Raw genomic sequence first — 26061 nt, 5'->3', positions numbered from 1 at the left:
ACCCGGACGGGCCGGCGCAGTCGGCGCTACGCGTCGCTGGGCTGCGCCTCAGTGGGCTCGTCGAGCAGGTGGTCGCGGAGCGCGGCGAGCTGTTCCTCGGTCACCCCGGCGTGGCGCAGGTACGCCTCGACCGAGCCGTGCCCCGCGCGCAACTCGTCGAGGAAGATCTGCATCGCCTCCGCGGGTGAGCTCAGGAACGGCGCCGGCACGTCCACGCCGCCCGGGGTGACGGAAGCCAGCCAGGCGCTGTACCGGGCCGACGCCACACTGCTCAACGCGTAGTCCGCGGTGATGTCCGCGTCGTCGACGCCGAGCACGGCGAGGGTCAACGCGCACACGATGCCCGTGCGGTCCTTGCCGGCGACGCAGTGCACCACCACCGGGGAGTTTGCGGAGTCGGCGATCAGGCCGACCGCCTCGGCCAGCCCGGCGGTGCCGGTCTGGGCCAGGTCGGCGTACCGGTCCGCGAGGTACCGGGCCAGGCTGGCGCCCTCCTCGTGCGGCGTACCCGCCCAGTCGGCGTGCTCCGGGTGGATGTTCCGGTAGGTCAGTCCCTGGTACTCCGGCACCCGGCCGTCGCGCTGCACCTCGGTGGGGCGGCGCAGGTCGATGACGGTGCGGATCCCGATCGCGGCGAACGCGTCGTGGTCCTGCTCGGTGAGGCGGTGCAGCGAGTCGGAGCGGTAGAGCCGACCTCGGCGGACCGACCGGTCGTCGTGGCCGAGGTGGCCACCGACGTCGCGGAAGTTGAAGGTGGCGGGGAGCGAGAGCTGGGGGTTGTTCTCGGTGGCGTCCACGTTCACACGGTAACGGCCGGTGGGACAGTGCCCCACCGGCCGTCGGGTCGAACAGTCAGCGTGCGGTGCCGGGCGGGAGCGCGCCGTACGTCTCGTCGTAGTAGCCGCCGAGCTGATCCCGGTAGCGCGGGTCGCTGTGGCTGGTCTCGTCGTACTCCGGGGCGGCCTTGATCTGGTCCTGGGTCCGGTCGACGGAGACGGTGCGCTGGTCGTGGTCGACCTGGTTGACGGTGCCGGCCGGCAACATCACCTTCTTGCCGAAGATCCAGGGCCCGGTGTCCACGACCAGGTAGCTGCCGCCCACCTCGTGACTGGCGCTGTCGATCTTGCCAATTCCCCCGTCGGTGGCCTCGACCTTGTAGCCGACCAGGTCGACGTCGGCCACACCGGCCTGGTCCCGGTAGCGCCAGGGGTCGAACGTGCCGGCCGGCGCACCGCCGGGCACCGCGCCCTGGTCGCCGCCGCGCAGCGGGTCCGGCCCCGCGTGGGTGGCGTGCGGATCGATCCTGTCCATGCCGTTCACTCCTGACTGTCGCCGATCGTCTCGCCGAAGGGTGGGTGCGTCCCCGCAGGAGCTACCCGGCCGTCGGGGGCCGGAAACGGCGATCAGGGCGCGGCACGGCGACAGACCGCTGTACGGCGAGGGGCCGCGAGGCGCGGCGTCGGCCCGTCTCGGGGCGTCCGTCAGGCCAGGGCGGTCTCGGCGTCCAGGGTGACCGCCGCGGCGTGCACCACGGCGGAGATCCGCAGGGCCTCGTGCAGCTGCTCCCGGGTGAAGCCACTGCCGCGCAGCTTCTTCTCGTGCAACTCTAGGCACACTTCACAGCCGGCGATGGCCGAGACGGCGAAACACCAGAGTTCGAAGTCGCCCTTGTCCACCCCCGGCCTCGCGATGATCCGCATCCGCAGTCGGGCCGGCATCGAGGCGTACCGCTCGTCGCCGATCAGGTGCTTGGCCCGGTAGTAGATGTTGTTCATCGCCATGATCGCCGCAGCGCCCTTGGCCGCCTCGACACCTTCCGGCCCGAGGTGCCCGAGCGCCTCGGCTGCGATCTCCCGCAGAACCACCGGGTTGCGAGCGGTCACCGCACAGGCCAGCGCGACGCCCCAGGTTTGTGGCGGGGTCAACGCCGAGGAACCGATTGTGGCGCCCAGGTTGAGCCTGATGTCGTTGGCGTACTCCGGCAGGGCTGCCTTGATCGCGTCCAGGCCCATGGTCAGAATCCGCCGGCGGAGGTCTCGTCGGCGATCCCCGTCGGGCTGATGGTGGTGAAACCCATCGGCCCGACGAAGACCACACACCACGTGCCCTCGTGGGACGTGTGGTTGACCGCCGTGGACGCGTTGTTGGCGCCCAGCGATACACAGGCGGCGAGGCCGTGCTCAGGTAAGCGGTCACTGACGGTGAGCACAGGTCCTCCTTGCTGACGGCACGGTGGCCATCATCGGATCCGTTCCCGATGCTTCCGCATGGCTGGTTCCCCCGATGAGTGGGCTGGGTGGCTTGTGAAGCCGATCACGAGCGGCGGTTCGGGGCGTACGAACCCTCCGTCACCATCCCGCTATATGGATTGTTCCTCCCAGATTCGGGGGAGGGGTGGCAGAGTGGCCATCGTGACCAGCACCGCCCTGATTATTGCGACCTAGCGCGCCGGCTCTCCCCTCTGCCGAGCGCGCAGACCTCCCGCATCCGCGGGAGGTCTTTTTGTTGCTCCGAGAAAGGATCCTGATGACGTTCCAGGTCTTCGACACCACGTTGCGCGACGGCGCTCAGCGCGAGGGGCTCACCTACTCGGTGGTCGACAAGCTGGCCGTGGCCCGGCTGCTCGACGAGTTCGGCGTCGGCTTCATCGAGGGTGGCTGGCCAGGCGCGGTGCCCAAGGACACCGAGTTCTTCCGCCGCGCCCGCACCGAACTGGACCTGCGGCACGCCGTACTCGTCGCGTTCGGCGCCACCCGCAAGGCCGGCGTCGCGGTTGCGGACGACCCCCAGGTACGCGCCCTGCTGGACGCGCAGACCCCGGCCGTGGCCCTGGTCGCCAAGGCCGACACCCGGCACGTCGAGCGCGCGCTGCGCACCACCGGCGCGGAGAACCTCGCCATGATCCATGACACCGTCAACCACCTCGTCCGCGAGGGTCGACGGGTCTTCGTCGACGGCGAACACTTCTTCGACGGCTACCGGCACGACCCCGCGTACGGCGCCGCCGTGGTGCAGACCGCGCTCGCCGCCGGCGCCGAGCGGATGGTGCTCTGCGACACCAACGGCGGCATGCTGCCGTCCCAGGTGACCGCCGTGATCCATGACCTGACGAACAGGCTGGGGATCGACGCCGGGCTGCTCGGTATGCACGCCCAGAACGACACCTCCTGCGCGGTGGCCAACACCATCGCCGCCGTCGAGGCGGGCGTCCGCCACGTGCAGGGCACCGCCAACGGGTACGGCGAGCGCCCAGGCAACGCCGACATCTTCGCTGTCGTCGCCAACCTTCAACTCAAGCTCGGCATGCCCGTCCTACCGGAGGGCTGCCTGGCGCAGATGGTGCGGGTCTCGCACGCCATCGCCGAGATCGCCAACATCGCCCCCGACACCCACCAGGCGTACGCCGGGGCCGCCGCCTTCGCCCACAAAGCGGGGCTGCACGCGAGCGCGATCAAGGTCGACCCGTTGCTCTACAACCACGTGGACCCGTCGGTGGTGGGCAACGACATGCGGATCCTCATCACGGAGATGGCCGGCCGGGCCAGCGTCGAGCTCAAGAGTCGTGAGCTCGGCCTGGACCTGGCCGCCAGCCCGGACGCCCTGAACCGGGTCACCAAGCGGGTCAAGGAGCTGGAGGCGGGTGGCTGGTCGTTCGAGGCGGCCGACGCCTCGTTCGAGCTGCTGGTCCGCTCCGAGATGCCGGAGGGCAGCCCGGCCCGACCGTTCACCCTGGAGTCGTACCGGGTGTTGGTCGAGCACCGTGAGGACGGCGCTGTGGTCTCCGAGGCGACCGTCAAGATCCGGGTTCGCGGTGAGCGGGTGATCGCCACCGCCGAGGGCAACGGCCCGGTCAACGCCCTCGACGAGGCGCTGCGGGTGGGGCTGGCGCGGCACTATCCGCAACTGCGCGACTTCGAGTTGGCCGACTACAAGGTGCGGATCCTGGAGGGCAGTCACGGCACCGGAGCGGTCACCCGGGTCCTGCTGGAAACCTCCGACGGCGGCGGCCGGGACTGGACCACTGTCGGCGTCCACCCCAACGTGGTCGAGGCCAGTTGGCACGCCCTGGTAGACGCCCTGACCTACGGCCTGGCCCCCACCTCCGTCTAACCCCACCCCACCCCGTTCCTCCCCACCCTCACTCTCGTCGATCTTGCACTTTGTGTCGACTGTTTGCGGCTCTTGTCGCTGATGTCGGGACAGTAAGTGCAAGATCGACGAGAGCGGGGGTGGGGCGCGGGGGCGCGGGGGCGCGGGGGCGCGGGGGTTAGGGGGTGCGGGGGTTAGGGGGTGGGTTGGGGGAGGGTGAGGGTGGCTTGGACGGGGCGGTGGTCGCTGCCGGGCAGGGTGAACACCTCGACTGAGCGGACTGCTATCCGGTGGTCGACCAGGACGTGGTCGATGGTGACGGGTGGGATGAGGTCACCGTCGTAGGGACCCCAGGTGCCGGTCAGGCCCGCCCCGGTGGCGTCGGCGGCGTCGACGTAACCGCTGCGCAGCAGTGCCCGCAGTGGACCGTGGTCGAGGGTCGCGTTGAAGTCTCCGGCGAGGATCCGCAGGCCACCGTCCGGGGTGGCCGGTGGTTGGGCGGTCAGGTCGGCACGCCAGGCACCCACCTGGTCCAGCGCGTACGGCGCCGAGGGGTGGGCCGACTCGACGCGGACCGGGGGCCCTCCGGGGACGGACACCGTCGCGTACGCCTGGCTGAAGCCCCAGCCCTCGAGGTTGCGTCGGACGCCGCCGTCGGTGATGGGCCACCGCGAGTAGAGCCCGGAGCCGGGGGTGCCGATCTCGGGGTTGAGCTGCCGGTGCGGCAGCAGCGTGGCGAGGCCGAGTTGATCCAGGGCGGCCTGCGCGTCCGGCGTGAACTCCTGCACGGTGAGCACGTCCACCTGGTGTCGCCGGACCAGCTCCACCAGTGTCCGCGCGTCGCCGGCCCCGGCGAGCAAGTTGGCGGTGAGCAGCCGCACGGTCGGCCCGGCCGCTGACGGCTGCGGGTTGGCCAGCGCCCGAGGTGCGACGGCACCGAGCAACGCCACCGCCGCCAGGGCCGCGACCGCCGCCGGCCACCAGCGCCGCAGGGCGAGCGCGAGGGCCAGGACCAGCACGCTGACCCCCGCGACGTACGGCGTGAACGCGAGCGCCTGCACCAACGGCCCCCGGTCCAGGCCGAGCAGTCGGGCCCCCGCCCAGAGGGCGGTGGGCGCGACGGCAAGCCAGCAGAGCGCAGTGCCGAGCCGGGCGTTCCGGTGCGCGGGTGGAGCGTCGACGATCACGAAGATGATCGTAGTCGGGCCCGACGAATCCATTTCATGAATGGTGATGCGCTCACATTTCATAATTGTCTGACGGTTGGTTGACACCCCGGAAAAGCGAGATCAACTATTGACTGGCAGCTTTTTCCGGTGCTACGTTCCATCTGGCTTAAACGACGCAACTCTGAGTAGTATCAGCAGCTCAGAGGGGATGCAGATTACTGAGAAATCAATCTCGGAGGGTGTGAGCAAGGCAGCTCTCCCCACCCAACTGTCGTCGTACGCCTATTTGTTGGCAGTCATCCGTCCCGCCCCGCGGGTCGGCCGAATTCGCACGCTCACACAAGGGGGACCTGTCATGAGCACATCCTTCCGACGTAAGGTGGCGGCGGTCACGTTCGCTGTCCTGGGGCTCAGTCTCGCCGGCGGGGGCATCGCTATCGCCCAGCCGTCGGCGAAGGCGCCGCAGGAATCGGTCCAACCGGCACGCGGCACGAACTCGCAGCCGCCGGTCAGCGCCGAGTCGGCGCGTATCGCGAAAGCCGCGCTGAAGGCGAGCGCGGCCACCCCACTGGTGGCCACCAACGTCTTCACCGTCGTCAACTCCAACGGCACCAAGGCGCGCGGCACCGGCACCGTGGTCAAGTACGGCGTCGGGGAGTACGAGGTGATCTTCGGTTACAACGTCTCGGCCGGTGCCTTCCTGGCCACCCTGTCCCTGTCCGGCTCCTGCTGCATTCCGCCGGGCGGCGAGGTCTCGGTCGCCCCGCGGTTGCTGACGCCCAACGCGGTCTTCGTGCAGACCCGCAACTCGGCCGGGACACCGGCCAACCTGGGCTTCACCCTGCTCACCCACACACCCTGACCGAACCGACACCCGGCCCCCGTCGCATCCGGCGCGGGGGCCGGACCCTGTCCGCTCAGCGTGCCGGCCCGCCGGCCGCTACCTCGGCCGACTCGGCCGGACAACCCGATCCGCTCGGCTTTCGCCTAAGTCGGAGTGCCCTGAGTACGGGGACGCCCCGACTTCCCTGAACCCGAGCGGATCGGCGCGCTCGACGCCGCCGCCGCGGAATCGGCGGTCGGCGAGGGCCTCGACCGGTTCGTCCCGGTCGAGCATTCGGCGGTTGGTCACCTGCCGGTTGGGCGGCCCTCGGCAGCCTCGCGACGGTCGTCACCCTTACGCGCGGCTCATCCCCATTCCGGCCACTCCGGGGCGGTCCGGCCCGCACAATCCCACGTTTGCCGGGCCTGTGCCCGGGAAGCAAGCACCGTGACGGACATCTCGGACACCCTGGCCAGCATGCCCAGCCCGGTCGATCCGGAGCCGACCGGCATCGAGCTGGAACAGACCCTCTTCGAGGTCAAACGCGTGATCGTCGGGCAGGATCGCCTCGTCGAACGCCTGCTCACCGCCCTGGTCGCCAACGGACACTGCCTCCTGGAGGGGGTACCCGGCGTGGCCAAGACACTGGCCGCGCAGACCCTCGCGACGGTGGTCGGCGGCACCTTCTCCCGGATCCAGTTCACTCCGGACCTGGTGCCCTCCGACATCGTCGGCACCCGGATCTACCGGGCGTCGAAGGAGACCTTCGACATCGAGCTGGGCCCGATCATGGCCAACCTGGTGCTGGCCGACGAGATCAACCGGGCCCCGGCCAAGGTCCAGTCGGCGCTGCTGGAGGCGATGGCCGAACGGCAGGTCTCCATCGGCGGGCGCAGCTGGCCGGTGCCGGAGCCGTTCCTGGTGCTGGCCACCCAGAACCCCATCGAGTCCGAGGGGGTCTACCAGCTCCCGGAGGCGCAGCGTGACCGGTTCCTGATGAAGGTGGTTGTCGACTACCCCAGCGACGCCGACGAGCTGGCCATCCTCTACCGGATGAGCACCGACCGGCCGACACCGCGTCAGGTGCTCGACGCCCAACGGCTGCGGGACCTCCAGATCCACGCCGAGCGGGTCTTCGTCCACCACGCGTTGGCCGAGTACGTGGTGCGGCTGATCCTCGCCACCCGCGACCCGGGCCGGTTCGGCCTACCGGAGATCGCCCCGCTGTTGGCGTACGGGGCCAGTCCCCGAGCAACACTGGGCCTGGTCGCGGCGGCCCGGGCGCAGGCCCTGCTGCGAGGGCGGGAGTACGTGCTGCCCGAGGACATTCGCGAGCTGGCCGTCGACGTCCTCGCCCACCGGCTGGTGCTCTCCTTCGACGCGGTGGCCGACGGGGTGACGGCGGAAAGCGTGGTGCGACGGCTCGTCGAGGCGGTACCGCCGCCCAGGCTGGCCACCGGACACCCGCTGCAGACACCGGATCTGGCGGCGGCATGAGACGCGCCGCTGTCGCGCCAGCCGACCCCGGCCTGGTCGAGCTGGCCCCGGACCAGCGCCTGCGTCGCCTGGAGCTGACCGTCACGCGCCGGCTGAACGGCCTGCTGCACGGTCAGTACCGTGGTCTGCTGCCCGGTCCCGGCAGTGAACCCTCCGGCAGTCGCGAATACCGGCCGGGCGAGGACGAGGTGCGCCGGATGGACTGGGCGGTGACCGCCCGGACCGCCGTGCCGCACGTCCGGCAGGTCGACGCCGACCGGGAACTGACCACCTGGCTGCTCGTCGACGGCAGCGCCAGCATGGAGTTCGGCACCGCCGAACTGGACAAACGGGAGCTGGCGGTAGCTGCCGTCGCGGCGGTCGGGTTCCTGACCGCGGGCGTCGGCAACCGCCTCGGCGCACAGGTGCTCCGCGCCGACGGGGTACGCCGCTTCCCGGCCCGCAGCGGGCGTACCCATCTGCTCTCCCTGCTTCGCGCGCTGCTCGCCGCCCCCCGGGCCACCGCGCCCACCGACCGGCCGGGGCGTGGGCCGGCGACCCGACCGCCCGACCTGGCGGACGGCCTCGACGCGCTGCACCGGATCGCCAACCGGCGTGGGCTGGTCGTGGTGGTCTCCGACTTCCTCGACGGACTGCCCGACGACCCGGGCCAGACAGCGCCCTGGGAGCGGACCATGCGCCGGCTGGCCGTCCGGCACCAGGTGCTGGCGATCGAGGTGACCGACCCGCGTGAGCTGGAACTACCGGACGTCGGCCTGATCACGCTCGTCGACCCGGAGACCGGTCGGCACCGAGAGGTGTGCACATCGGACCGTGGGCTGCGCGAGCGGTACGCCGAGGCCGCCGCCGCCCAGCGCGAACAGGTCCACCAGGCGCTGCGCCGCAGCGGGGCCACCCATCTGTCGCTGCGCACCGACGGCGACTGGAGCGCCGACATCGTCCGACACGTGCACGCCCAGCGTCGGCTGGCCGCCGCGCCGGCCGGCCGGCCCCGGGGAGGTGTCGCGTGATCTGGCAGTCGCCGCTGCGCCTCTGGCTGCTGCTCGGCGTGCTCGCCCTGGTCGTCGCCTATCTGGTGCTGCAGCGGCGACGCAGCCGGTACGCGGTCCGCTTCACCAACCTGCGGCTGCTGGACCGGGTCGCGCCGGAGCGGCCCGCCTGGCGTCGGCACGTACCGGCCGGACTCTTCCTGGCCATGCTGGCGCTGCTCGTGGTCGGCTTCGCCCGACCGAGCGCCGAGGTCCGGGTGCCCCGGGAACGGGCCACGGTGATGGTGGCGGTGGACGTCTCCACGTCGATGCTCGCCACCGACGTCGAACCGGACCGGCTGGCCGCGGCGAAGGAAGCCGCCCGGCGCTTCGTCGATGGCCTGCCCGACGAGTTCAACGTCGGTCTCGTCGCCTTCGCCGGGAGTGCCGCCGTACTGGTGCCCCCGAGCACCGACCGGGACGCCCTCGACGAGGGGATCGACCGGCTCGCCGAGGGCATCACCGGCGTCCAGGGCACCGCGATCGGCGAGGCCATCAACACCTCACTCGGCGCGGTCAAGAGCCTGGACAGCGAGGCCGCGAAGGAGACCCCACCCGCCCGGGTCATCCTGCTCTCCGACGGCGCCAACACCTCCGGGATGGACCCCATGGAGGCGGCGGCGGAAGCGGTGAAGGCGGAGGTGCCGGTGCACTCGATCTCGTTCGGCACCCCGTCCGGGTTCGTCGACCGAGGTGGACGGCCCATCCAGGTGCCGGTGGACGGACAGACCCTCAAGGCGGTCGCCGAGGAGACCGGCGGCATGTTCCACGAGGCCAGCACCACCGACGAACTGCGGGCCGTCTACGACGACATCGGCAGTTCGGTCGGCTACCGCACGGAGCGGCAGGACATCTCGGCCCGCTTCATCGGCCTCGGACTGGTGTTCGCGATGGGCGCCGCCGCCGGCTCGATGCGCTGGTTCTCCCGGCTGCCCTGACCTGCACGCACAACCGACGTCGACAGTGAGGAGTGCGCATGGCAGTGCAGACCGGACTGGGCGAACCGCGCGGTCCCTGGTTCATCTCACCGGAACTCGACCCGGACGGGCGCGGGTGGTGGGACGCGCCCGAACGCGACCCGGGCAGGCGAGGGCCCGGGCGGCTGTTCACCGTGTTGGCAGTGGTGGCGGTCTCGGCCGTCTCCGGTGCTCTCGCCGGCGGCGTGGTGGCCAGTCGGGACGGGGCTGGTGGCCCGGCTGCGGCGTCCGCCGCTCCGGTGCCGGCCGAGCTGGTCACCGCGGCCGAGCGGACCGTACCCGGGGTGGTGTCGGTGTTGGCCGGCGGCGCGACCAGCGGGTCCGCGACCGGCTCCGGCTTCGCCGTGGACGACCAGCAGCACCTGATCACCAACGACCACATCCTGGCCAAGGGGGGTGGCGGACCGGTGACCGTCGAGCTGCCCGACGGCCGCCGGTTCGCCGCCGAGGTGGTCGGACGGGAGCCGCGCAGCGACCTGGCGGTGCTGAAGGTGCCGGCATCGGCGGGTCTCACCCCGCTGCCCCTGGCCAAGCCCGGCGCGACCCGGGTCGGTGAGCCGGTGCTCGCTGTCGGTTCACCGCTCGGTCTGGCGGGGACGGTCACCGCGGGCATCGTCAGCGCGCTCGACCGGGAGGTGCGGCTCGGCAACAACCGGCACACCGCGGTGCAGACCGACGCGTCAATCAACCCCGGCAACTCCGGTGGGCCACTGGTCAACGCACGCGGGGAAGTGGTCGGGGTGAACACCGCGATCGCCACCATCGATGGAAACGGCTCGATCGGCATCGGGTTCGCCATCCCGATCGACCAGGTGCAGCAGACCGCCGACACGATCATCGGCAAGGGCGGCTGAGCTGCCCGAACACCCCTGACGGTGCCGGCACTGTCGGATATCCGGCCGGACGGCATCGGACAATGGAAATATTACGCTCGGTATGGATACTGGCTGAGGTGGAGCGTCCTCTTCTCACGGTCCTCCTGCTGGTGGGCCTGGTCATCGGATGTGCAGTGGGGTCGGCGTACGCCCGGGCACGGCGCGGGTGGAACGATTACCAGACCGTCAAGAAATCGGTGCCAGGCGCCCGCCGCGGCGCCTGGTCACTGATCCGCGGCGTCGTCGTGAAGGCCGCGGTCATCGGAGTGCTGCTCTTCGGCGCGGTGGCGTACGCGGCCGTCGGCTCCGACGAGGAGACCGCCGGGCCGGCACCCAGCCAGTCCCCGACGCAGAGTGAGCCTCCGCACCGATGACCCCCGGCAGGTCGGCGCGGGTTAGCCTCGGGGCGTGGACGACGGACTGCGGGTGACCGACCGGTGGGTCGTCCCCGCCGGGGAGCTGCGGGAGCGCTTCTCCCGCTCGTCGGGGCCGGGTGGGCAGGGCGTGAACACCGCGGACTCCCGGGTCGAGCTGAGCTACGACGTGGCCAACTCGCCGGCCGTGCCCGAGTGGCTGCGGCCGCGGGCGCTGGCCCGGCTGGCCAACCGCCTCGTCGACGGGGTGCTGACGATCGCCGCCAGCGAGCACCGTGCCCAGCTGGCCAACCGGGAGGCGGCCCGCGCCCGGATGACAGCTCTGCTGCGGGAGGCCGCCGCGCCCCCACCGCCGGCCCGCCGGGCCACCCGGCCGTCCCGTGGGGCCAAGGAACGCCGACTGGCCGAGAAGAAGCGCCAGTCCCAACGCAAACGGGACCGTCGCGCCGACGACGACTAGGCCGGTCCCAACGGGAACGGGGACAGCGCCGCGCCGACGACTACCCCGGGACGGCGGCGAGCAGCCGGTCGCGCAGCACGGCGGCACGCTCGGCGAAGCCGCGTTGCGCCGCCGCGTACTCCGCCCGACCGTCCGGAGTCTCCACCCGCACCGGCGGGTGGCCGAGGGCCGCCAGGTCATACGGGCTGGCCCGCATGTCCAGCGTGCGGATGTCCCGGGCCAGGCCGAACGCGTCGGCCACCAGCTCCGAGGTGACCAACGGCGACAACTTGTACGCCCACTTGTACAGATCCATGTTGGCGTGCAGGCAGCCCGGCTGCTCGTGCGCGTGCTGCGTCTCCCGGGTGGGGGTGAGCAGGTTCAGCGGGCGGGCCGGCGGGGTGAAGAACCGGAACGCGTCGAAGTGGCTGCACCGCACGCCCCGCTCCTCGACGACCTCGGCGGTGCGTTCCGCGCTGAGCCGCAACGGCCAGGCGTTGTGCCGCAACTCCTCCCGGGTCTGCCGGTAGACCATCGCCCACTCGTGCATCCCGAAGCAGCCGAAGTGCGGCGCCCGTCCGCGCGTCGCCTCCAGCAGGGAGCGGATCCAGGCGATCGACTCGCCGCGCCTCGCGCGTACCCCCTCGGTGTCGAGGATGACCCCGGCGGTGCCGGCGCGGTAGTCGCGGCCGAACTCGGCCGGGTCGGCGTCCCGTAGCTCGACCCCGGGCCCCGGATGCCAGCGCCGCAGTTGGGCCGGGCGGTGCGAGTAGTAGGTGAACAGGAAGTCGGCCACCGGATGCCGCTCACCGCGTCGTCGCCGGGCCAGGTGCGGGGTCAGCCAGACATCCACCCGCTCCTCGTGGGCCCGTCGGCGGGCCTGCCACTGCGCCGCGTCGAGCACGGCGGGGGCGAGGGCGGCGGTCACGCACCCCAGGGTACGACCGCCGCCCGCGCACCGGTCAGGGCATCTGCACCCGGACGCCTGCGGAGAACACCCCGCTGCGCAGCTCCAACTGCTGGGGCGGGTCCCGCCCGTCGACGGTGAAGACCAGCGGGAGCACCATCCGGGTACCTGCTGCCATCGGGTCGGCGAAGACGTCCCGACCCAGGTTCGCCGTCCGGGTGGCCGACTCGTCGGTGCTCACCCAGCGCCCGTCGGGCAGGTACGCCCGTTGCAGCTCGCTGTGCCAGGGCTGGTGGTCCCCGGTGACGTTGCGCACTCCGACGGTGGCCTCGCAGCGTCGCCCGTTCGCCGGTGCGGCACCGCCGCCGCCGGTCTTCCCGGCGGTGCCGGGCGCGCCGCAGGTCATCCGGTACACGGTGAACTCGAACGCCGACTCGCGCAGCGGCACTCCCATGGCCCCGGCGACTCCGGTTCCCACCCACGCGCCGCTGGTGGGCTGCTTCTGCGTGTCGATCGCCGCGACCTGCCGGGTCGCCGTCCAGCCCGCGGTGCCGACCACGCCGGCGAGCACCACCACGGCGGCACCCACCAACATCCAGACCGGCGGGGTACGCCGACGTCGCACCGGACTCGGGGCCGCCGGCCGGGGATAGACAGTCCCGCGGCCACCCTCGGCACCGCCGCCGGTGGAGAGCGCGGCAGCCGTCACCCGACGCCCGCGCCGACGTCGCCACACCCAGACCAGGGCGGCGCTGATCAGCAGCAGGACCGCCAGTCCGGCGAGCAGCACCGGGTAGCGGCGCCACGGTGGCGCCTCGCTCACCTCGGCCGGCGGTGCCGCTGCCGCCTGCCAGGTGGCCGTGGCGCAGTCGTACGGTCGGCTGCCGTCACTGGTGAACGCGCAGGTCGGCGCGGTCAGCGGCCGGCCCGGCGCGGTCGCCGCGAGCGCGGTGCCCAAGGTGGTGGTGCTGTGCGCGGGTAGCCGCAGCCGCCAGGTCACCTCGGTGGCCGATCCGCCGGCCGAGCTGGATCGGCCACCACCGCTGATCGCGGTCGTCGACGAGCCGGGCGGCAGTTCCTGACGCACCGTGGTCTCCAGCGGCGAGTTGCTCACGTTGCGCACCTGGATCCGGTACCTGGGTGCCGGGCTACTCTCCGTGGCGACCGCCACGGTGACCTGTTGCGGGGGTGCCGAAGCCGGTGCCCGGGTCGGTGGTGCCATCGCCGGTGGCGCCGAGGGCGGGGTGGGCTCGGTCACCCGCGCGACCATCGCCACCGGCGGCCGGGTTCCCACTGGTGCTGGTGTGGCGGCCGGTGGTGCGACCGCCGTTGGTGGTGGTGCGGCGGCCGGTGGTTGTGGCGTGGCCGCCGGTGGTCGTGGCGTGGACGCCGGTGGTTGTGGCGTGGACGCCGGTGGTCGTGGCGCGGCCGCCGCCTCCGGGGCCGCCGTCGGCAGGGCCGGCACGGCGGCGAGGATGCCGAGGCAGTGCACGAACACTGCGAGGGCTCTGTGGTGTCGTGTCGATGCAGGCATACGAACGAACCTCCGGAGCCGACGCTAGGGGCCAGCCGCCTCCGTGCGGGTACGAAGTCGAGAAGTCCGCCCCGGTCACCTCCAGCTCCGGTAGGGTGCCGCGCGCTGACGGGTTGAGCACACCCGAGCGCCTGTCCTGGCCGTCTGGGGTGCCGGCGGCGCTAGATTGGCCGGGTGCGTATCGCTCGTTTCGCCCATGCCAAGGGAATGTCGTTCGGTGCCGTCGAAGGCGAAGCGGAGGCTGGGCCGCAGGGTCTGACCATCGCCGAGATCGAGGGCCACCCGTTCGGCAATCTCTCCTTCAGTGGGGCCCGTTGGGCCCTCTCCGACGTTCGGCTGCTCTCGCCGATCCTGCCCAGCAAGGTGGTCTGTGTCGGCCGCAACTACGCCGACCACGCCGCCGAGCTCGGCAACGAGGTGCCCAAGGAGCCGCTGCTCTTCCTCAAGCCGTCCACCTCGGTGATCGGCCCCCGGGACGCCATCCGGCTGCCGATCTTCTCCAAGCAGGTCGAGCACGAGGCGGAGCTGGCGGTCGTGATCGGGGCGCCGGGTGCGCGCCGCGCCGACCGCGCGGCCGCCGAACGCGCCATCTTCGGCTACACCTGCGCCAACGACGTCACCGCTCGGGACCTTCAGCGGTCGGACGGGCAGTGGACCCGGGCCAAGGGCTTCGACTCGTTCTGCCCGATCGGCCCGTGGATCACCACCGGGCTGGACGTGTCCGACCTGGAGATCCGGTGTGAGGTGGGTCGCAACCCGGAGGAGATGGAGGTACGCCAACTCGGCCGGACGAAGGACATGGTCTTCGACGTGCCGGGCCTGGTGTCGTACATCTCGCACGTCATGACTCTGCTGCCCGGCGACGTCGTTCTCACCGGCACTCCAGCCGGGGTTAGCCCGCTTGTCGAGGGGGATACGGTCACCGTGCGGATCGACGGCATCGGCGAGCTCACCAACCCGGTGGTTCCCGTCGCCTGATCCGTCTGATGCCCCTGTTTCCGCAGCTCACGGGTGGTTCGGGGGGATCGGATTTGGCCTGCCGGCACCGGGAGGGTAAAGTTCACTCCCGGCGCCGCAAGGGGCCAATGGGGTATGGGGTAATTGGCAGCCCGACTGATTCTGGTTCAGTTAGTCTAGGTTCGAGTCCTGGTACCCCAGCGCTGCTGGAATTCGCGAGAATTTCCAGACGCTGGATTCTGACGGAGTTCTACTCCGCCCCTTCGGGGGCGGAGGGTGGTCTTCGGCAGAGTGCAGCTCCTCCGCCGCCAAGGTGGGGGAGCAAAAGTTGTTCTGGCCCCGTCGTCTAGCGGCCCAGGACGCCGCCCTCTCAAGGCGGTAGCGCCGGTTCGAATCCGGTCGGGGCTACAGCGTGCACAGCCCGTCTCACCTCGTGAGGCGGGCTGTTTCGTGTCCGCCCGTCGGTGCCCGGTCCGGCCCCCGCCGGGCCTTCGGGTGACGGCGCACCCCGCGCTCGCGCCCGGGTACGGTGCCGCTAGACTACATTCGCACCGCCCGCGAGGGTGGTGAACGGAAAAGTTCTGGCCCCGTCGTCTAGCGGCCCAGGACGCCGCCCTCTCAAGGCGGTAGCGCCGGTTCGAATCCGGTCGGGGCTACAACCAAAGGCTCATCTCGCAAAGCGAGATGAGCCTTTCCCGTCCCCCCCCCCCCCCGCGCACCCACCTTCGCCCCGGTTGATCATGAAGTTATTGCCCTCGCCCTCGGCGTGTCGTGGCAATAACTTCATGATCAACGAGGGTGGGTCGGGCTGGAGGGGGTAGGGGGCAGGGGGTAGGGGTAGGTGAGGGTTAGAGGCCGGACAGGCGTTGGCCGGCTCTCACCACTGCCATGGCGTGGCGTTCGCCGGGGCGGCGGCCCAGGCGCTCGATCGGGCCGGAGATGCTGACCGAGGCGATGACCCGGCCGGTGCGGTCGCGGATCGGGGCGGAGACGCTCGCCACACCGGCCTCCCGCTCGGCGACGCTCTGCGCCCAGCCGCGACGGCGTACCTCGGCGAGGGTGCGGCCGGTGAACTTGCTGCGCGGCAGCAGCGGCATGACCGCCTCCGGCGGCTCCCAGGCGAGCAGGATCTGGGCCGCTGAGCCGGCCGTCATCGGCAGCACCGAGCCCACCGGAACGGTGTCCCGTAGACCGCTGGCGCGTTCCGCCGCCGCCACGCAGATCCGCTCGTCGGCACGGCGCAGGTAGAGCTGCGCGCTCTCACCGGTGGCGTCGCGCAGCGCGGCCAGCAGCGGCTCGGCGGCGGTCAGCAGAACGTCCGGTGCGGCGTTCGCCAGCTCGCCCAGGCGGGGGCCGGGCCGCCATCTGCCCTGGGTGTCACGCACCAGCATTCGGTGAATCTCCAGGGCCTGGGCCAGGCGATGTGCTGTGGCCCGGGGCAGCTTGGTGCGTTCGACGAGTTCGGCCAGGCTGGCGCCGTCCACGCAGGCGGCCAGGATGACCACCGCCTTGTCGAGAACGCCGACACCGCTCATACTGTGTCCCACAAGCCGAAACTTACCTCCCAGAATTTAGGATGTCCAGATGGTGGGAGTCACTCCTGAGCCGAGGACCCTGGCCGAGAAGGTCTGGGACGCGCACGTCGTACGGTCCGCCGCTGGTGAGCCGGACCTGCTCTTCATCGACCTGCACCTGCTGCACGAGGTGACCAGCCCGCAGGCCTTCGACGGGCTGCGGCTCTCCGGACGCCGGGTGCGTCGTACCGACCTGACCCTCGCGACCGAGGACCACAACACCCCGACCGGGTACGACGACCCGGCGTTCCGCCTCCGCCGTGGTGACCTGCTCACCATCGCGGACCCCACGTCGCGTACGCAGATCGAGACGTTGCGCCGCAACTGCGCCGAGTTCGGAGTGCGGCTGCACCCGCTCGGCGACGACAACCAGGGCATCGTGCACGTGATCGGCCCGCAGCTCGGCGTCACCCAGCCGGGCATGACGATCGTCTGTGGCGATTCGCACACCGCCACCCACGGCGCCTTCGGAGCGCTCGCCTTCGGCATCGGCACCAGCGAGGTGGAGCACGTGCTGGCCACCCAGACGCTGCCGCAGAGCCGGCCGAAGACGATGGCCGTGAACGTCACCGGCCGGCTCGCGCCAGGCGTGACCGCCAAGGACCTGGTGCTCGCGCTGATCACGCAGGTCGGCACCGGTGGAGGTCGCGGGCACATCGTCGAGTACCGCGGCGAGGCGATCCGCGCCCTCTCCATGGAAGGGCGAATGACCATCGCCAACATGTCCATCGAGTGGGGCGCCAAGGCCGGCATGATCGCGCCGGACGAGACCACCTTCGCGTACCTCAAGGGTCGACCGAACGCGCCGCAGGGCGCGGACTGGGACGCGGCGGTGGCGTGGTGGCGGACGCTGCCCACCGACGAGGGCGCGAGCTTCGACGCCGAGGTGACCCTGGATGCCAGCCAGATCACCCCGTTCGTCACCTGGGGCACCAACCCGGGGCAGGGCGCGCCGCTGAGCGCGCCGGTGCCGGATCCGGAGGAGTTCGTCACCGACTCGGAGCGTGCCGCCGCACGCCGCGCCCTGGAGTACATGGACCTGCGTCCCGGCACCCCGCTTCGGGAGCTGCCGATCGACGTGGTGTTCGTGGGGTCCTGCACCAACGGTCGCCTGGAGGACCTGCGCGCCGCCGCCGACGTGCTGCGTGGCCACCGGGTCGCCGACGGCGTCCGGATGCTCGTGGTGCCCGGCTCCGCCGCGGTGCGCGAGGCCGCCGAGGCCGAGGGCCTGGACAAGGTCTTCGCCGACGCCGGGGCGGAGTGGCGGTTCGCCGGCTGCTCCATGTGTCTGGGGATGAACCCCGACACGCTGAAGCCGGGCGAGCGCTCCGCCTCCACCTCGAACCGCAACTTCGAGGGCCGTCAGGGCCGGGGCGGGCGCACCCACCTGGTCTCCCCGCCGGTGGCCGCCGCCACCGCCGTGGTCGGCCGGCTGGCCGCCCCCGCCGACCTGTAGAAGGGACCGACGAGATGGACAAGTTCACCACCCACACCGGCACCGCCGTGCCGTTGCGCCGGTCCAACGTGGACACCGATCAGATCATCCCCGCCGTGTACCTCAAGCGGGTGACCCGGACGGGCTTCGCCGACGGGCTGTTCAGCGCCTGGCGGGAAGATCCGGCATTCGTGCTCAACGATGAAAACTATTCCGGAGCGTCGATCCTCATCGCCGGTCCGGAGTTCGGCACGGGGTCCTCCCGGGAACACGCCGTCTGGGCGCTACGGGACTGGGGCTTCCGTGCTGTGGTCGCCCCGCGCTTCGGTGACATCTTCCGCGGCAACGCCCTCAAGGAAGGTCTGTTGCCGGTCGAGTTGGAATTGAAAGCCGTCGAAGAGTTGTGGGACCTGGTCGAAGCGGATCCCACCACTGCGGTGACGGTCGACCTGACCGCCCGCCAGCTCCGGGCGGGGGACGCCAGCTGGTCGTTCCCGCTTGACGACTTCAGCCGTTGGCGCCTCCTGGAGGGCCTCGACGACATTGGACTCACCCTCCGCCACGCCGCCGACATCGACTCCTACGAGGCGCGCCGACTGCCCTTCCTGCCCTCCGTGGCATAGCCGTTAGGCCGCCCGCGCAGCGGATTTCACCCCCATCGGTCCATCCGGTGGGGGTGAATCCGTTACGACACAAGGGCTTTTTTCTACCGAATGTTTGTGTCCCGGCAGCACAGGGCATACCGTGCGCGCAGAATGGCTCGCGACGAGTCAGTTGCACAATCGGGAGGAAGTCGTGAACAAGGCCGAGCTCATCGAGGCGCTCGCCGTTCGCCTGGGGGACCGGAAGATGGCGACGGCCGCGCTCGACGCGGTCCTCACCGAGGTCCAGGCGGCGGTCACCAAGGGCGAGAAGGTGGCGATCACCGGATTCGGAGCATTCGAAAAGCGTGTGCGTGGCGCGCGAACAGCGCGCAACCCGCGTACCGGCGAGGCGGTGAAGGTCAAGAAGACGTCAGTCCCGACCTTCCGCCCCGGCGCCGGGTTCAAGGAAATGGTGGCCAGCGGCAAGGTGCCGAAGGCCGCGGCGGCGACGAAGAAGACCGCCACCAGCACCGCCACGGCCAAGGCGGCGGGCACGAAGGCGACCGGCACCAAGGCGGCTACCGCCAAGGCGGCGGGCACCAAGGCGACCACGGCGAAGGCGGCCAGCAAGAAGACCGCCCCGGCCAAGGCGAGCAAGACCGCCACGGCGACCAAGACGGTCGCCAGCAAGAAGACCGCCCCGGCCAAGGCGAGCAAGACCACCACGGCGACCAAGACGGCCGCCAGCAAGAAGACCACCGCGGCGAAGAAGACCACCGCCGCGACCCGGTCGACCGCGGCGAAGAAGACCACCGCGGCGGCGAGCAAGAGCACGGCGGCCAAGAAGGCGCCGGCGAAGAAGGCTCCGGCCAAGAAGGCGGCCAGCAAGCGCTGACCGAGAGGTACCGCGAGGGCGTCCACCAGTGGGTGGGCGCCCTTTCGGCGTACCAGGACGACTTTTTCGGCGTACGGGGACCGTTGACCGGGTTGGCCCGCTCGCGCAGAATCGCCGTGCCGGCCACCCCTGGGCCGGCCCGTCGACGGGAAATGGGGCGCCGGTGCGCTACCGACAGCTCACCACCGGCACGCTCGCGCTGGGCGTGCTCCTCCTCATCGACGTGCTGCGGGTCTGGCTGCCCGGCATCATCACCATCTTCGGTCAGGCAGCGTCCACCCCGGCCGAGCTGATGGGGGCGTTCGCCCTCGGCTGGTTCGTGCTCGCGATGGGCGCACCCGCCGTGGTCCGCCGGGTCGGAGCCCGCCCGGTCACTGTCGTCGCCGCCGTCGCGCTCGCCGTCGCCCGGCTCGCGCTCACGGCCGCTCCTGGCGGGCGTACGCAGCTCTGGTTGGCCACCGCCGGTCTGCTCGCCGGGTTGGTCTGGCTGGTCGGCGTCGCGGCCGACACCGACCGCCCGGTCCCGGGGCTGGCGTTGGGGTTCGCTGTCAACGCGGCAGTGCACGCGGTGCTGGACACCGTCGACCTGGTCTGGCGGGGTGACTGGGTGGCCTGGCTGCTCAGCGCCGTCGCGGTGGCGGTGTTCCTGGTCGGCACGGCGCAACCCGGCCAGCGCGGCGGTGCGGGTAACGCCCCCGCTGACGCCCCTGTCGGCCCCGCTGAGGCCCCTGCCGGCCCTGGTGGTGGCCGGGCCTGGCTGCTGGCCGGGCCGGCGCTGCTGCTGGCCGGGATGGTGGCGCTCTCCCCGGCGCTGGCCCGAACCGGAATGTCGTACCTGGTCGCTGGAGACGGGGTGGCTCGTTCGCCACTGTTCGGCCTGGCGCCGGTGCCGGTGGCGGTCGCCGGGTTCCTCTGCGCCGCGTTGACAGGGCCGCCGCGTGGGTGGGGCCGGGCGTACGGCCCGGTGGCGCTGCTCGGCGGCGCGGTGCTGTTCGCCCTCGACCGGGGCGACCTGCTCCTGCCGGCCATCCTCCTCGCCGCGGTCGGCCTCGGTGCCTGCCTCGCGCTGACCGACGAGACCCGCCAGCCCGCCGCCGACACCGCGAGCGCCGGCACCAGCGCCGCCCGGCGGGGGTACGCGGTGGCCGCCGGGATGCTCGTCTTCGCGCTGGGGGCGGTCGGTTACTACTCGGCCTACGACCTCGGCTACCCGAACGCGGCGGTGCCGGTGGTGGTGGCTGTGCTGATCGCCGCCGTGGCGTTCACCGCCCGCCCCGTCGTCGACCGGCTTCCCGGGCCGTTTCCGCCGCTCCGGGCCGCCGCCGCGGTCACCGCGCTGGCCCTGCTGGCACCGGTGCTCGCCGACGAGGTGCCGGTGGCCAGCAACCGGGACGGCCCGCCGGAACGGTTGACAGTGGTGGCGTACAACATCCGGATGGGGTTCGGGCTGGACGGCCGGTTCGACCTGGCCGGTCTCGCCGAGGTGGTCGAGCGGCAACGGCCCGACGTGGTGCTGCTCAGCGAGGTGGACCGGGCGTGGCTGCTCAACGGCGGGCACGACACCCTGGACCTGCTGGCCGACCGGCTCGGTATGCCGTACGTCTTCGGGCCGGCAGCCGACCCGGTCTGGGGCGACGCGGTGCTCAGCCGTTGGCCGGTGGACGATCCGCGGACCCTGCCGTTGGCCGCCGTCGGCGCGCCCACCGGCGCGCAGGCCCTCGCCGTCACGCTCGATCTCAGCGACGGTGTCCGTACCGCCGTTGTCAGCACCCACCTGCAACCACCACCCGGCAAGGGCCCGGTGGTCCAGGCCCGCGCGGTCGCCGACTTCGCCACCCGGTACGCGGCCGGTCTGCCGTTGGTGGTGGCCGGTGACCTGAACACCGAACCGGGCGACGAGGCGTTCGTGGAGTTCACCAGGGCCGGCCTGGTCGACGCGTTGGCCGCCGCCCGACCACTGGCGACCAGCCCGGCGGACGACCCGCGCCAGCAGATCGACCACATCTTCGTCTCGCCCGGCCTGACCCCCGGCGATCCGGTCGCGCCGCGCAGCACCGCCAGCGACCACCTGCCGGTCGCGGTGACAGTGACCCTGCCGCCCCGCTGACGAAGGCCGGCCCTACAGGCGATCGGCGGCCAACAGCCGGTCGGCGGCGAAGGAGAGCAGCCAACCTCCGCCCTTCGGCGTGGTGAAGTCCTCATCGGTGCGGCCGGTCAGCCGCTCCAGGGCGCCCGGCAGGACCTTGCCCTGACTGCACACCGCCGACTGCCCACCGGTGCCGGCCAACTCCAGCAGCCGGGCGGCGGTGTGCAGGATCTGCTCGTCGCCCTGCTGGCCGGGTTGCGGCTCGTCCAGGTCGCCACAGACCTCGATCGGCAGATCGAGCAACGCGGCGACCGGATCGAGTGTCTGCACGCACCGTCGCGGCGACGCCGACACCAGCCGGGCCGGCCGGATCAGGGCGATCAGCCCGGCCAGCGTGCTCGCCTGGGCCCACCCCTCGGCGTCCAGGGGTCGCCCGACGTCCGGGCCGGACCAGGTGGCCCGCTTACCGGCGTGCGCGTGCCGGACCAGCGCGACAGTCGCCGTCACCGACGGCAGCGCGGCGAACGCCGCCAACACCTCGGCGTCGTGCGGGTAACTGACCAACCGGATGGCGTCGTCCACCGCGAGCCAGCGGATGTCGTCCACCTCGGTGTCCGGTTGGAAACCGCCGCTGGCCACCGCGAGCATCGACCAGTAGTCGACGAGCTTGGGTTGCCCCTCGCTGCGGTAGCGCACCGACGGCAGCCGCACCTGCGGCACGCCCCGCACGTCGGCCTCCTCGGCCACCTCACGGACCGCTGCGGCCAGCGCGTGCTCGCCCGGCTCCAGCTTGCCCTTCGGCAGCGTCCAGTCGCCGTAACGGGGACGGTGCACCACGCAGACGCGTACGCCGTCGTCGGTCGGCCGCCAGGCCACCCCGCCCGCTGCCCGGATGCCCGTCACGGCAGCCAACTGGTGCGCCGTCGCCGGGTGGCCCGGTGCCAGGCAGCCGGGAGGAGACCCCGCGTCCGGCGTACCGACTGGCGTTCCCGCTCGGCCAGCCGCCCGGCGGTGACAGCCAGCTCGTGGTCGCCCGGTCGCTCGGCGGCGATCTCCAACCAGGTGTCCGCCGCCACCGCGGCGTCCTGGTGCTCGCCGAGCACGTCCTGCACCTGGGCGAGTGCGCGGGACAGCCGCCGCGCGCCCTTGCCGACCGTCGGGGCCACCGCGTTGACCGCGTACCGGGTCTGCTTGCCCTCCTTGCGGACGGCGTGCCAGCGGTCGTCCGGCGACTGCGCGTCGAGCCCGCCGACGCCGTCCGGCCCGGTCAACCGCCGCCAGGGGCGGGCCACCAGCGCGGGTAGCACCTGCGCGGCGGGCGCTGCCGCCCCTCGGGTGAACCGGGGCGCGCGGGCGGCCAGCACCAGGGAGTCCACCAGGGCCAGGTAGCGCGCGGAGCGCAGCATCTCGTCGATGGCGGTGAGCGCCTGCCGCTGCCGTTCGGCGAGCACCTCGTCGAGCCGGTCCACAGCGCCCCGGTCGAGCGGGCTCAGCGGATCGGCGTCGGCGGTACGGCGCAGCCGCGCGCGCAGCACCTCGGCGTCGCGGGCCGCGCCGAGCACGTCGGCCAGCCAGCGCAGCTCGGTGCGCAGCGGGCGGGACCAGGTCTTTCGCAACAACGGTTTGAAGGTGCGCAGGTCACTGCGCAGGCGTCGGCAGGCCACCCGCATCTGATGCACCGCGGTGTCGCCACCGGCTGCCGGGGCGCGCAGCCGGACCAGCGGGTCGTGCGCCAACAGCCGGCGGATCTCCTTGCGGAGCGACTCGGTCACCACGTCACCGGCGTTCGGCTCGGCGGTCAGCCCGGCCGGCGCGACCAGATCCGGATCGGCCTGCGCGGTCGCGCCCAGCGCCCGTACGTGCTTCGGCGTGAACGACCCGCCCTGGGCGCCGGCCCCGCGCAGCACCCCGCCGACCCGGTCGAGCAGTTCCCGGTCGCCGGCCTTCAGCTCCACCTCCACCTCGCGGAAGGTGTCGGTGGTGGTGCCGGAGTCGTCGAGCACCGTCACCCGGTCGTCCACCACCTCGGCGAGGACTGTGCCGGCCCGGTCACACACCTCGTACGCGTGCCGCACCGTGCGGACCACCGTCACCGGGGCCAGCGGCGCACCCCGGTGCAGGACGGTGACCAACTCCACCAGCTCCGGCGGCGGCTGCCCCTTCGCCCCGGCGCGGGAGATCTCGTGCCGGACGCCCGGGGTCCCGGTCGGCAGTTTCACCGTCCAGGGCAGCTCGTCACCCTTACGGTGGCGCAGCGAGGCACCGGCCCGGGCCAGCCGCAGGTCGACGGTGTCGAGGTAGCGGGCGACAAGCGTCACCGGTGGCAGTGCCCGCACCCGGCCGCCGGCCGGGGCCGTACCGGCCAGGTCCGGCAGCACGTAGGCGTCGTCCACCTCGTACTTCTGCTCCTCCTCGACCATCAGCTCAGCCTATGCGCTGCGCGGTCAGCTGGCCGTGCCACCGACGCGGCGCAGCAGCAGTTCCTGCAGATGGGCCCGGGCCGCGTTGTCATCGCCGGTACGCCGGGTCCAGGTCCCGTCGCCGGCCAGCTCGAACGCGTCCACTTCGGGGCTCATCGCGGCGGTGAGCACCTGGTCCAACTCGGCGCGGGCGATCGGGTCGCTCACCTGCACCAGCGCCTCCACCCGCCGGTCCAGGTTGCGGTGCATGAGGTCGGCCGAGCCCATCCAGAACTCGGCCTCACCGTTGTTGCCGAACCGGAAGACCCGGGAGTGTTCCAGGAACCGGCCGAGGATCGAGCGGACCCGGATGTTCTCCGACAGCCCCGGCACCCCCGGGCGCAGCGTGCACATGCCGCGGATGAGCAGGTCGACGTGGACGCCGGCCTGGGAGGCGCGGTACAGCGCGTCGGTCACCCCCTCGTCGACCAGGGAGTTGACCTTGAACTGGACCAGGCCGGGCATGCCCAGGCGGACGTGCGATATCTCCCGCTCGATCCGCTCGATGAGGCCGCTGCGGATGCCCTGCGGGGCCACCAGCAACCGCCGGTACGCGGTCTGCCGGCTGTACCCGGTGAGCACGTTGAACAGATCGGTGAGGTCGGCGCCGATCTCCGGGTCGGCGGTGAGCATGCCGAAGTCCTCGTACAGTCGGGCCGTCTTCGGGTGATAGTTGCCGGTGCCGATGTGGCAGTAGCGACGGATCTGGTTGCCCTCCTGCCGGACCACCAGCGCGGTCTTGCAGTGCGTCTTCAAGCCGACCAGGCCGTAGACGACGTGGCAGCCGGCGCGTTCCAGCGTGCGGGCCCAGCCGATGTTCGCCACCTCGTCGAAGCGGGCCTTCACCTCCACCAGCACCACCACCTGCTTGCCGGCGGCGGCCGCGTCGACGAGCGCGTCGACGATTGGCGAGTCGCCGCTGGTCCGGTAGAGGGTCTGCTTGATGGCCAGCACGTTCGGGTCGGCGGCGGCCTGCTCGATGAAGCGCTGCACGCTGGTGGCGAACGAGTGGTACGGGTGGTGCACCAGGATGTCCCCGTCGCGCAGGGTGGAGAAGACGCTGCGCGGCACCTCGCCCTCGGCGAGCCGGGGATGGGTTGCCGGCACGAACGGCGGGTCCTTCAGGTCCGGCCGGTCCGCCTCGCCGTAGACCTGCCACAGCGCGGACAGGTCCAGCAGGCCGGGCACCCGGAGCACGTCCTGGTCGTCCATGTCCAGTTCGCGGACGAGCAGCTCCAGCATGTGGTCGGAGATGGACGCGGCGACCTCCAGCCGGACCGGGGGACCGAACCGCCGTCGGGCCAGCTCCCGCTCAAGGGCCTGGAGCAGGTCCTCGTCGCGGTCCTCGTCGACCTCCACCTCGGCGTTGCGGGTGACCCGGAACAGGTGGCACTCGACCACCTGCATGCCGCTGAACAGCTGCCCCAGGTGCACCGAGATGAGGTCCTCCACCGGCAACATCCGGACGCCCGGCTGGTCCCGGTCCACCCGGACGAAACGGGGGACGTTGTTGGGCACCTTCACCCGGGCGAACAGCTCGGAACCGCCGTCGGGGTCACGGACCGCCACCGCCAGGTTCAGCGACCGCCCCGAGATGTACGGGAACGGGTGCGCCGGGTCCACCGCGAGCGGGGTCAGTACCGGAAAGATGTGTTCCCGGAAGTAGGTGCGCAGCCGCTCCCGCTCGCCGTCGCCCAGCTCGCCCCAGCGCAGGATGCGGATGCCCTCGTCGGCCAGCTTGGGCAGCACGTCGTCGACGAAGCAGGCGGCGTGCCGGGCGCCCAGCGCCGCGGTCCGCTCGGCGATCAGCTCCAACTGCGTACGCAGGGGCAGCCGGTCCCCGCCGCGCACCGGGAGGCCGGCGGAGAGCCGCCGCTTCAGACCGGCGATGCGCACCATGTAGAACTCGTCGAGATTGCTGGCGAAGATGGCCAGGAACTTGGCCCGCTCCAGCAGCGGGGTGCGCTGGTCCTCGGCCAGGGTGAGGACCCGGGCGTTGAAGTCGAGCCAGGACAGCTCCCGGTTGAGGAACCGGTCCTCGGGCAGCGGCGGGGGCGCTGCGGCCTCGTCGTCGTCCTCAGGCGCGGCACGGGTCGGCAGGTCGTCGGGCAGGACCTGGTGGACGCCACCGGCGGCGGGGCTGTCCGCTTCGACCTTCGGGGCGGGGTCGATGACCTCGTCCAGCCCGGAGGAGGCGGCTCCGGGATCGTCGGCGAGCGTGTCGGCGCGGGCGGCACCGGCACGTTCGGCGCGGGACGGGCGGAAGCGCCCATCGGTGCCGCGCGTACGGGAGCCGTTGCGGAGGTCGGTGGCGGGCGGGCGGGCCGGTTGCTCGCGAGGGGTGCTCACCCGCTCATAA

General features: G+C 72.0%; 24 protein-coding genes and 3 tRNA genes. 16 read left to right on the top strand and 11 right to left on the bottom strand.

Features of this window, described 5'->3' with window-relative positions; genetic code table 11:
• Window positions 1-26: 26 nt before the first annotated feature.
• The 4 genes from ACGF3C_RS17650 to ACGF3C_RS17635 form a co-directional block, all read right to left on the bottom strand.
• A complete protein-coding gene (locus tag ACGF3C_RS17650; protein ID WP_393223049.1) occupies window positions 27-833 on the bottom strand; it encodes a tyrosine-protein phosphatase in 807 nt (268 codons plus the stop codon).
• Between the two features lie 19 nt (window positions 834-852).
• Window positions 853-1311 carry a PRC-barrel domain containing protein gene (locus ACGF3C_RS17645; RefSeq protein WP_357229528.1) on the bottom strand — a complete coding sequence of 153 codons (459 nt, stop codon included), beginning with the start codon at window positions 1309-1311 and terminating at the stop codon, window positions 853-855.
• 170 nt (window positions 1312-1481) lie between these two features.
• Window positions 1482-2012 carry a carboxymuconolactone decarboxylase family protein gene (locus ACGF3C_RS17640; protein WP_357200817.1) on the bottom strand — a complete coding sequence of 177 codons (531 nt, stop codon included), beginning with the start codon at window positions 2010-2012 and terminating at the stop codon, window positions 1482-1484.
• 2 nt (window positions 2013-2014) lie between these two features.
• Entirely contained in the window at window positions 2015-2209 is a 195-nt protein-coding gene (locus ACGF3C_RS17635; RefSeq protein ID WP_357229535.1) for a hypothetical protein, read from the bottom strand.
• Between the two features lie 317 nt (window positions 2210-2526).
• Between ACGF3C_RS17635 and cimA the strand changes: the two genes are divergently transcribed.
• A complete protein-coding gene (gene cimA, locus ACGF3C_RS17630) occupies window positions 2527-4110 on the top strand; it encodes a citramalate synthase (RefSeq protein ID WP_357229538.1) in 1584 nt (527 codons plus the stop codon).
• 173 nt (window positions 4111-4283) lie between these two features.
• On the opposite strand, the gene ACGF3C_RS17625 is transcribed toward cimA, so the two are convergent.
• On the bottom strand, window positions 4284-5273 hold the full coding sequence (locus ACGF3C_RS17625; RefSeq protein ID WP_357232016.1) for an endonuclease/exonuclease/phosphatase family protein: 990 nt from the start codon (window positions 5271-5273) through the stop codon (window positions 4284-4286).
• Window positions 5274-5613: 340 nt separating this feature from the next.
• Between ACGF3C_RS17625 and ACGF3C_RS17620 the strand changes: the two genes are divergently transcribed.
• The 7 genes from ACGF3C_RS17620 to arfB all read left to right on the top strand — a co-directional run bounded on the left by ACGF3C_RS17620 (window position 5614) and on the right by arfB (window position 11292).
• The gene (locus tag ACGF3C_RS17620; protein WP_357232013.1) at window positions 5614-6120 is read left to right on the top strand and encodes a hypothetical protein; all 507 of its coding nucleotides are present in this window, start codon (window positions 5614-5616) and stop codon (window positions 6118-6120) included.
• Between the two features lie 408 nt (window positions 6121-6528).
• The gene (locus tag ACGF3C_RS17615) at window positions 6529-7578 is read left to right on the top strand and encodes a MoxR family ATPase (protein WP_357200805.1); all 1050 of its coding nucleotides are present in this window, start codon (window positions 6529-6531) and stop codon (window positions 7576-7578) included.
• The gene (locus tag ACGF3C_RS17610) at window positions 7575-8588 is read left to right on the top strand and encodes a DUF58 domain-containing protein (RefSeq protein WP_393223043.1); all 1014 of its coding nucleotides are present in this window, start codon (window positions 7575-7577) and stop codon (window positions 8586-8588) included. The genes ACGF3C_RS17615 and ACGF3C_RS17610 overlap by 4 nt, the downstream gene beginning before the upstream one ends.
• Entirely contained in the window at window positions 8585-9544 is a 960-nt protein-coding gene (locus ACGF3C_RS17605; protein WP_357232007.1) for a VWA domain-containing protein, read from the top strand. Before ACGF3C_RS17610 ends, ACGF3C_RS17605 begins: the two co-directional genes overlap by 4 nt.
• 38 nt (window positions 9545-9582) lie before the next feature.
• On the top strand, window positions 9583-10437 hold the full coding sequence (locus ACGF3C_RS17600; protein WP_357232004.1) for a trypsin-like peptidase domain-containing protein: 855 nt from the start codon (window positions 9583-9585) through the stop codon (window positions 10435-10437).
• A gap of 98 nt (window positions 10438-10535) precedes the next feature.
• Window positions 10536-10832, top strand: a complete 297-nt coding sequence (locus tag ACGF3C_RS17595; RefSeq protein ID WP_210786404.1) for a hypothetical protein — start codon at window positions 10536-10538, stop codon at window positions 10830-10832.
• A gap of 34 nt (window positions 10833-10866) precedes the next feature.
• Window positions 10867-11292 (top strand): alternative ribosome rescue aminoacyl-tRNA hydrolase ArfB, encoded by a 426-nt coding sequence (arfB, locus tag ACGF3C_RS17590; protein ID WP_091393146.1) that lies wholly within the window; start codon window positions 10867-10869, stop codon window positions 11290-11292.
• Between the two features lie 40 nt (window positions 11293-11332).
• On the opposite strand, the gene ACGF3C_RS17585 is transcribed toward arfB, so the two are convergent.
• Complete coding sequence (locus tag ACGF3C_RS17585; protein WP_393223038.1) at window positions 11333-12199, bottom strand: 3-methyladenine DNA glycosylase; 867 nt, start codon at window positions 12197-12199, stop codon at window positions 11333-11335.
• Window positions 12200-12233: 34 nt separating this feature from the next.
• Window positions 12234-13712 (bottom strand): hypothetical protein, encoded by a 1479-nt coding sequence (locus tag ACGF3C_RS17580; RefSeq protein ID WP_393223035.1) that lies wholly within the window; start codon window positions 13710-13712, stop codon window positions 12234-12236.
• Window positions 13713-13886: 174 nt separating this feature from the next.
• Between ACGF3C_RS17580 and ACGF3C_RS17575 the strand changes: the two genes are divergently transcribed.
• The 4 genes from ACGF3C_RS17575 (at window position 13887) to ACGF3C_RS17560 (ending at window position 15325) form a co-directional block, all read left to right on the top strand.
• Window positions 13887-14690 carry a fumarylacetoacetate hydrolase family protein gene (locus ACGF3C_RS17575; RefSeq protein ID WP_091393135.1) on the top strand — a complete coding sequence of 268 codons (804 nt, stop codon included), beginning with the start codon at window positions 13887-13889 and terminating at the stop codon, window positions 14688-14690.
• Window positions 14691-14798: 108 nt separating this feature from the next.
• Window positions 14799-14870 (top strand) — tRNA-Gln (locus ACGF3C_RS17570).
• Between the two features lie 134 nt (window positions 14871-15004).
• Window positions 15005-15077, top strand: a tRNA-Glu gene (locus ACGF3C_RS17565).
• Between the two features lie 175 nt (window positions 15078-15252).
• Window positions 15253-15325 (top strand) — tRNA-Glu (locus tag ACGF3C_RS17560).
• Window positions 15326-15517: 192 nt separating this feature from the next.
• On the opposite strand, the gene ACGF3C_RS17555 is transcribed toward ACGF3C_RS17560, so the two are convergent.
• Window positions 15518-16204, bottom strand: a complete 687-nt coding sequence (locus ACGF3C_RS17555; protein ID WP_007456408.1) for an IclR family transcriptional regulator — start codon at window positions 16202-16204, stop codon at window positions 15518-15520.
• A 49-nt stretch (window positions 16205-16253) separates the two neighbouring features.
• On the opposite strand from ACGF3C_RS17555, the gene leuC reads away from it, so the two are divergent.
• The 4 genes from leuC (at window position 16254) to ACGF3C_RS17535 (ending at window position 21264) form a co-directional block, all read left to right on the top strand.
• Window positions 16254-17699 (top strand): 3-isopropylmalate dehydratase large subunit, encoded by a 1446-nt coding sequence (gene leuC / locus ACGF3C_RS17550; RefSeq protein WP_393223031.1) that lies wholly within the window; start codon window positions 16254-16256, stop codon window positions 17697-17699.
• A 14-nt stretch (window positions 17700-17713) separates the two neighbouring features.
• Window positions 17714-18301, top strand: coding sequence for a 3-isopropylmalate dehydratase small subunit (gene leuD / locus ACGF3C_RS17545; protein WP_091393128.1), 588 nt, complete (start codon window positions 17714-17716; stop codon window positions 18299-18301).
• A gap of 172 nt (window positions 18302-18473) precedes the next feature.
• Window positions 18474-19157: an HU family DNA-binding protein gene (locus ACGF3C_RS17540; protein WP_355005285.1), complete on the top strand. Its 684-nt coding sequence runs from the start codon at window positions 18474-18476 to the stop codon at window positions 19155-19157.
• A 163-nt stretch (window positions 19158-19320) separates the two neighbouring features.
• On the top strand, window positions 19321-21264 hold the full coding sequence (locus ACGF3C_RS17535; protein ID WP_357223718.1) for an endonuclease/exonuclease/phosphatase family protein: 1944 nt from the start codon (window positions 19321-19323) through the stop codon (window positions 21262-21264).
• A gap of 12 nt (window positions 21265-21276) precedes the next feature.
• Here ACGF3C_RS17535 and ACGF3C_RS17530 read toward each other — a convergent pair whose 3' ends face one another.
• From ACGF3C_RS17530 to ACGF3C_RS17520, 3 genes are read right to left on the bottom strand one after another with little or no spacing between them, the layout of a single operon-like run.
• On the bottom strand, window positions 21277-22155 hold the full coding sequence (locus ACGF3C_RS17530; protein WP_357198901.1) for an NUDIX hydrolase: 879 nt from the start codon (window positions 22153-22155) through the stop codon (window positions 21277-21279).
• Complete coding sequence (locus ACGF3C_RS17525; RefSeq protein WP_357223715.1) at window positions 22143-23663, bottom strand: CYTH and CHAD domain-containing protein; 1521 nt, start codon at window positions 23661-23663, stop codon at window positions 22143-22145. The genes ACGF3C_RS17530 and ACGF3C_RS17525 overlap by 13 nt, the downstream gene beginning before the upstream one ends.
• 24 nt (window positions 23664-23687) lie before the next feature.
• Window positions 23688-26051, bottom strand: a complete 2364-nt coding sequence (locus ACGF3C_RS17520) for an RNA degradosome polyphosphate kinase (RefSeq protein WP_357223712.1) — start codon at window positions 26049-26051, stop codon at window positions 23688-23690.
• Between the last annotated feature and the right edge of the window lie 10 nt (window positions 26052-26061).

The sequence above is a fragment of the Micromonospora sp. NPDC047762 genome (assembly GCF_043204655.1).
Lineage (GTDB): Bacteria > Actinomycetota > Actinomycetes > Mycobacteriales > Micromonosporaceae > Micromonospora.
The sequence above is the reverse complement of the archived record's forward strand: the minus strand, read 5'-3'. Positions and strand labels throughout refer to the sequence as shown.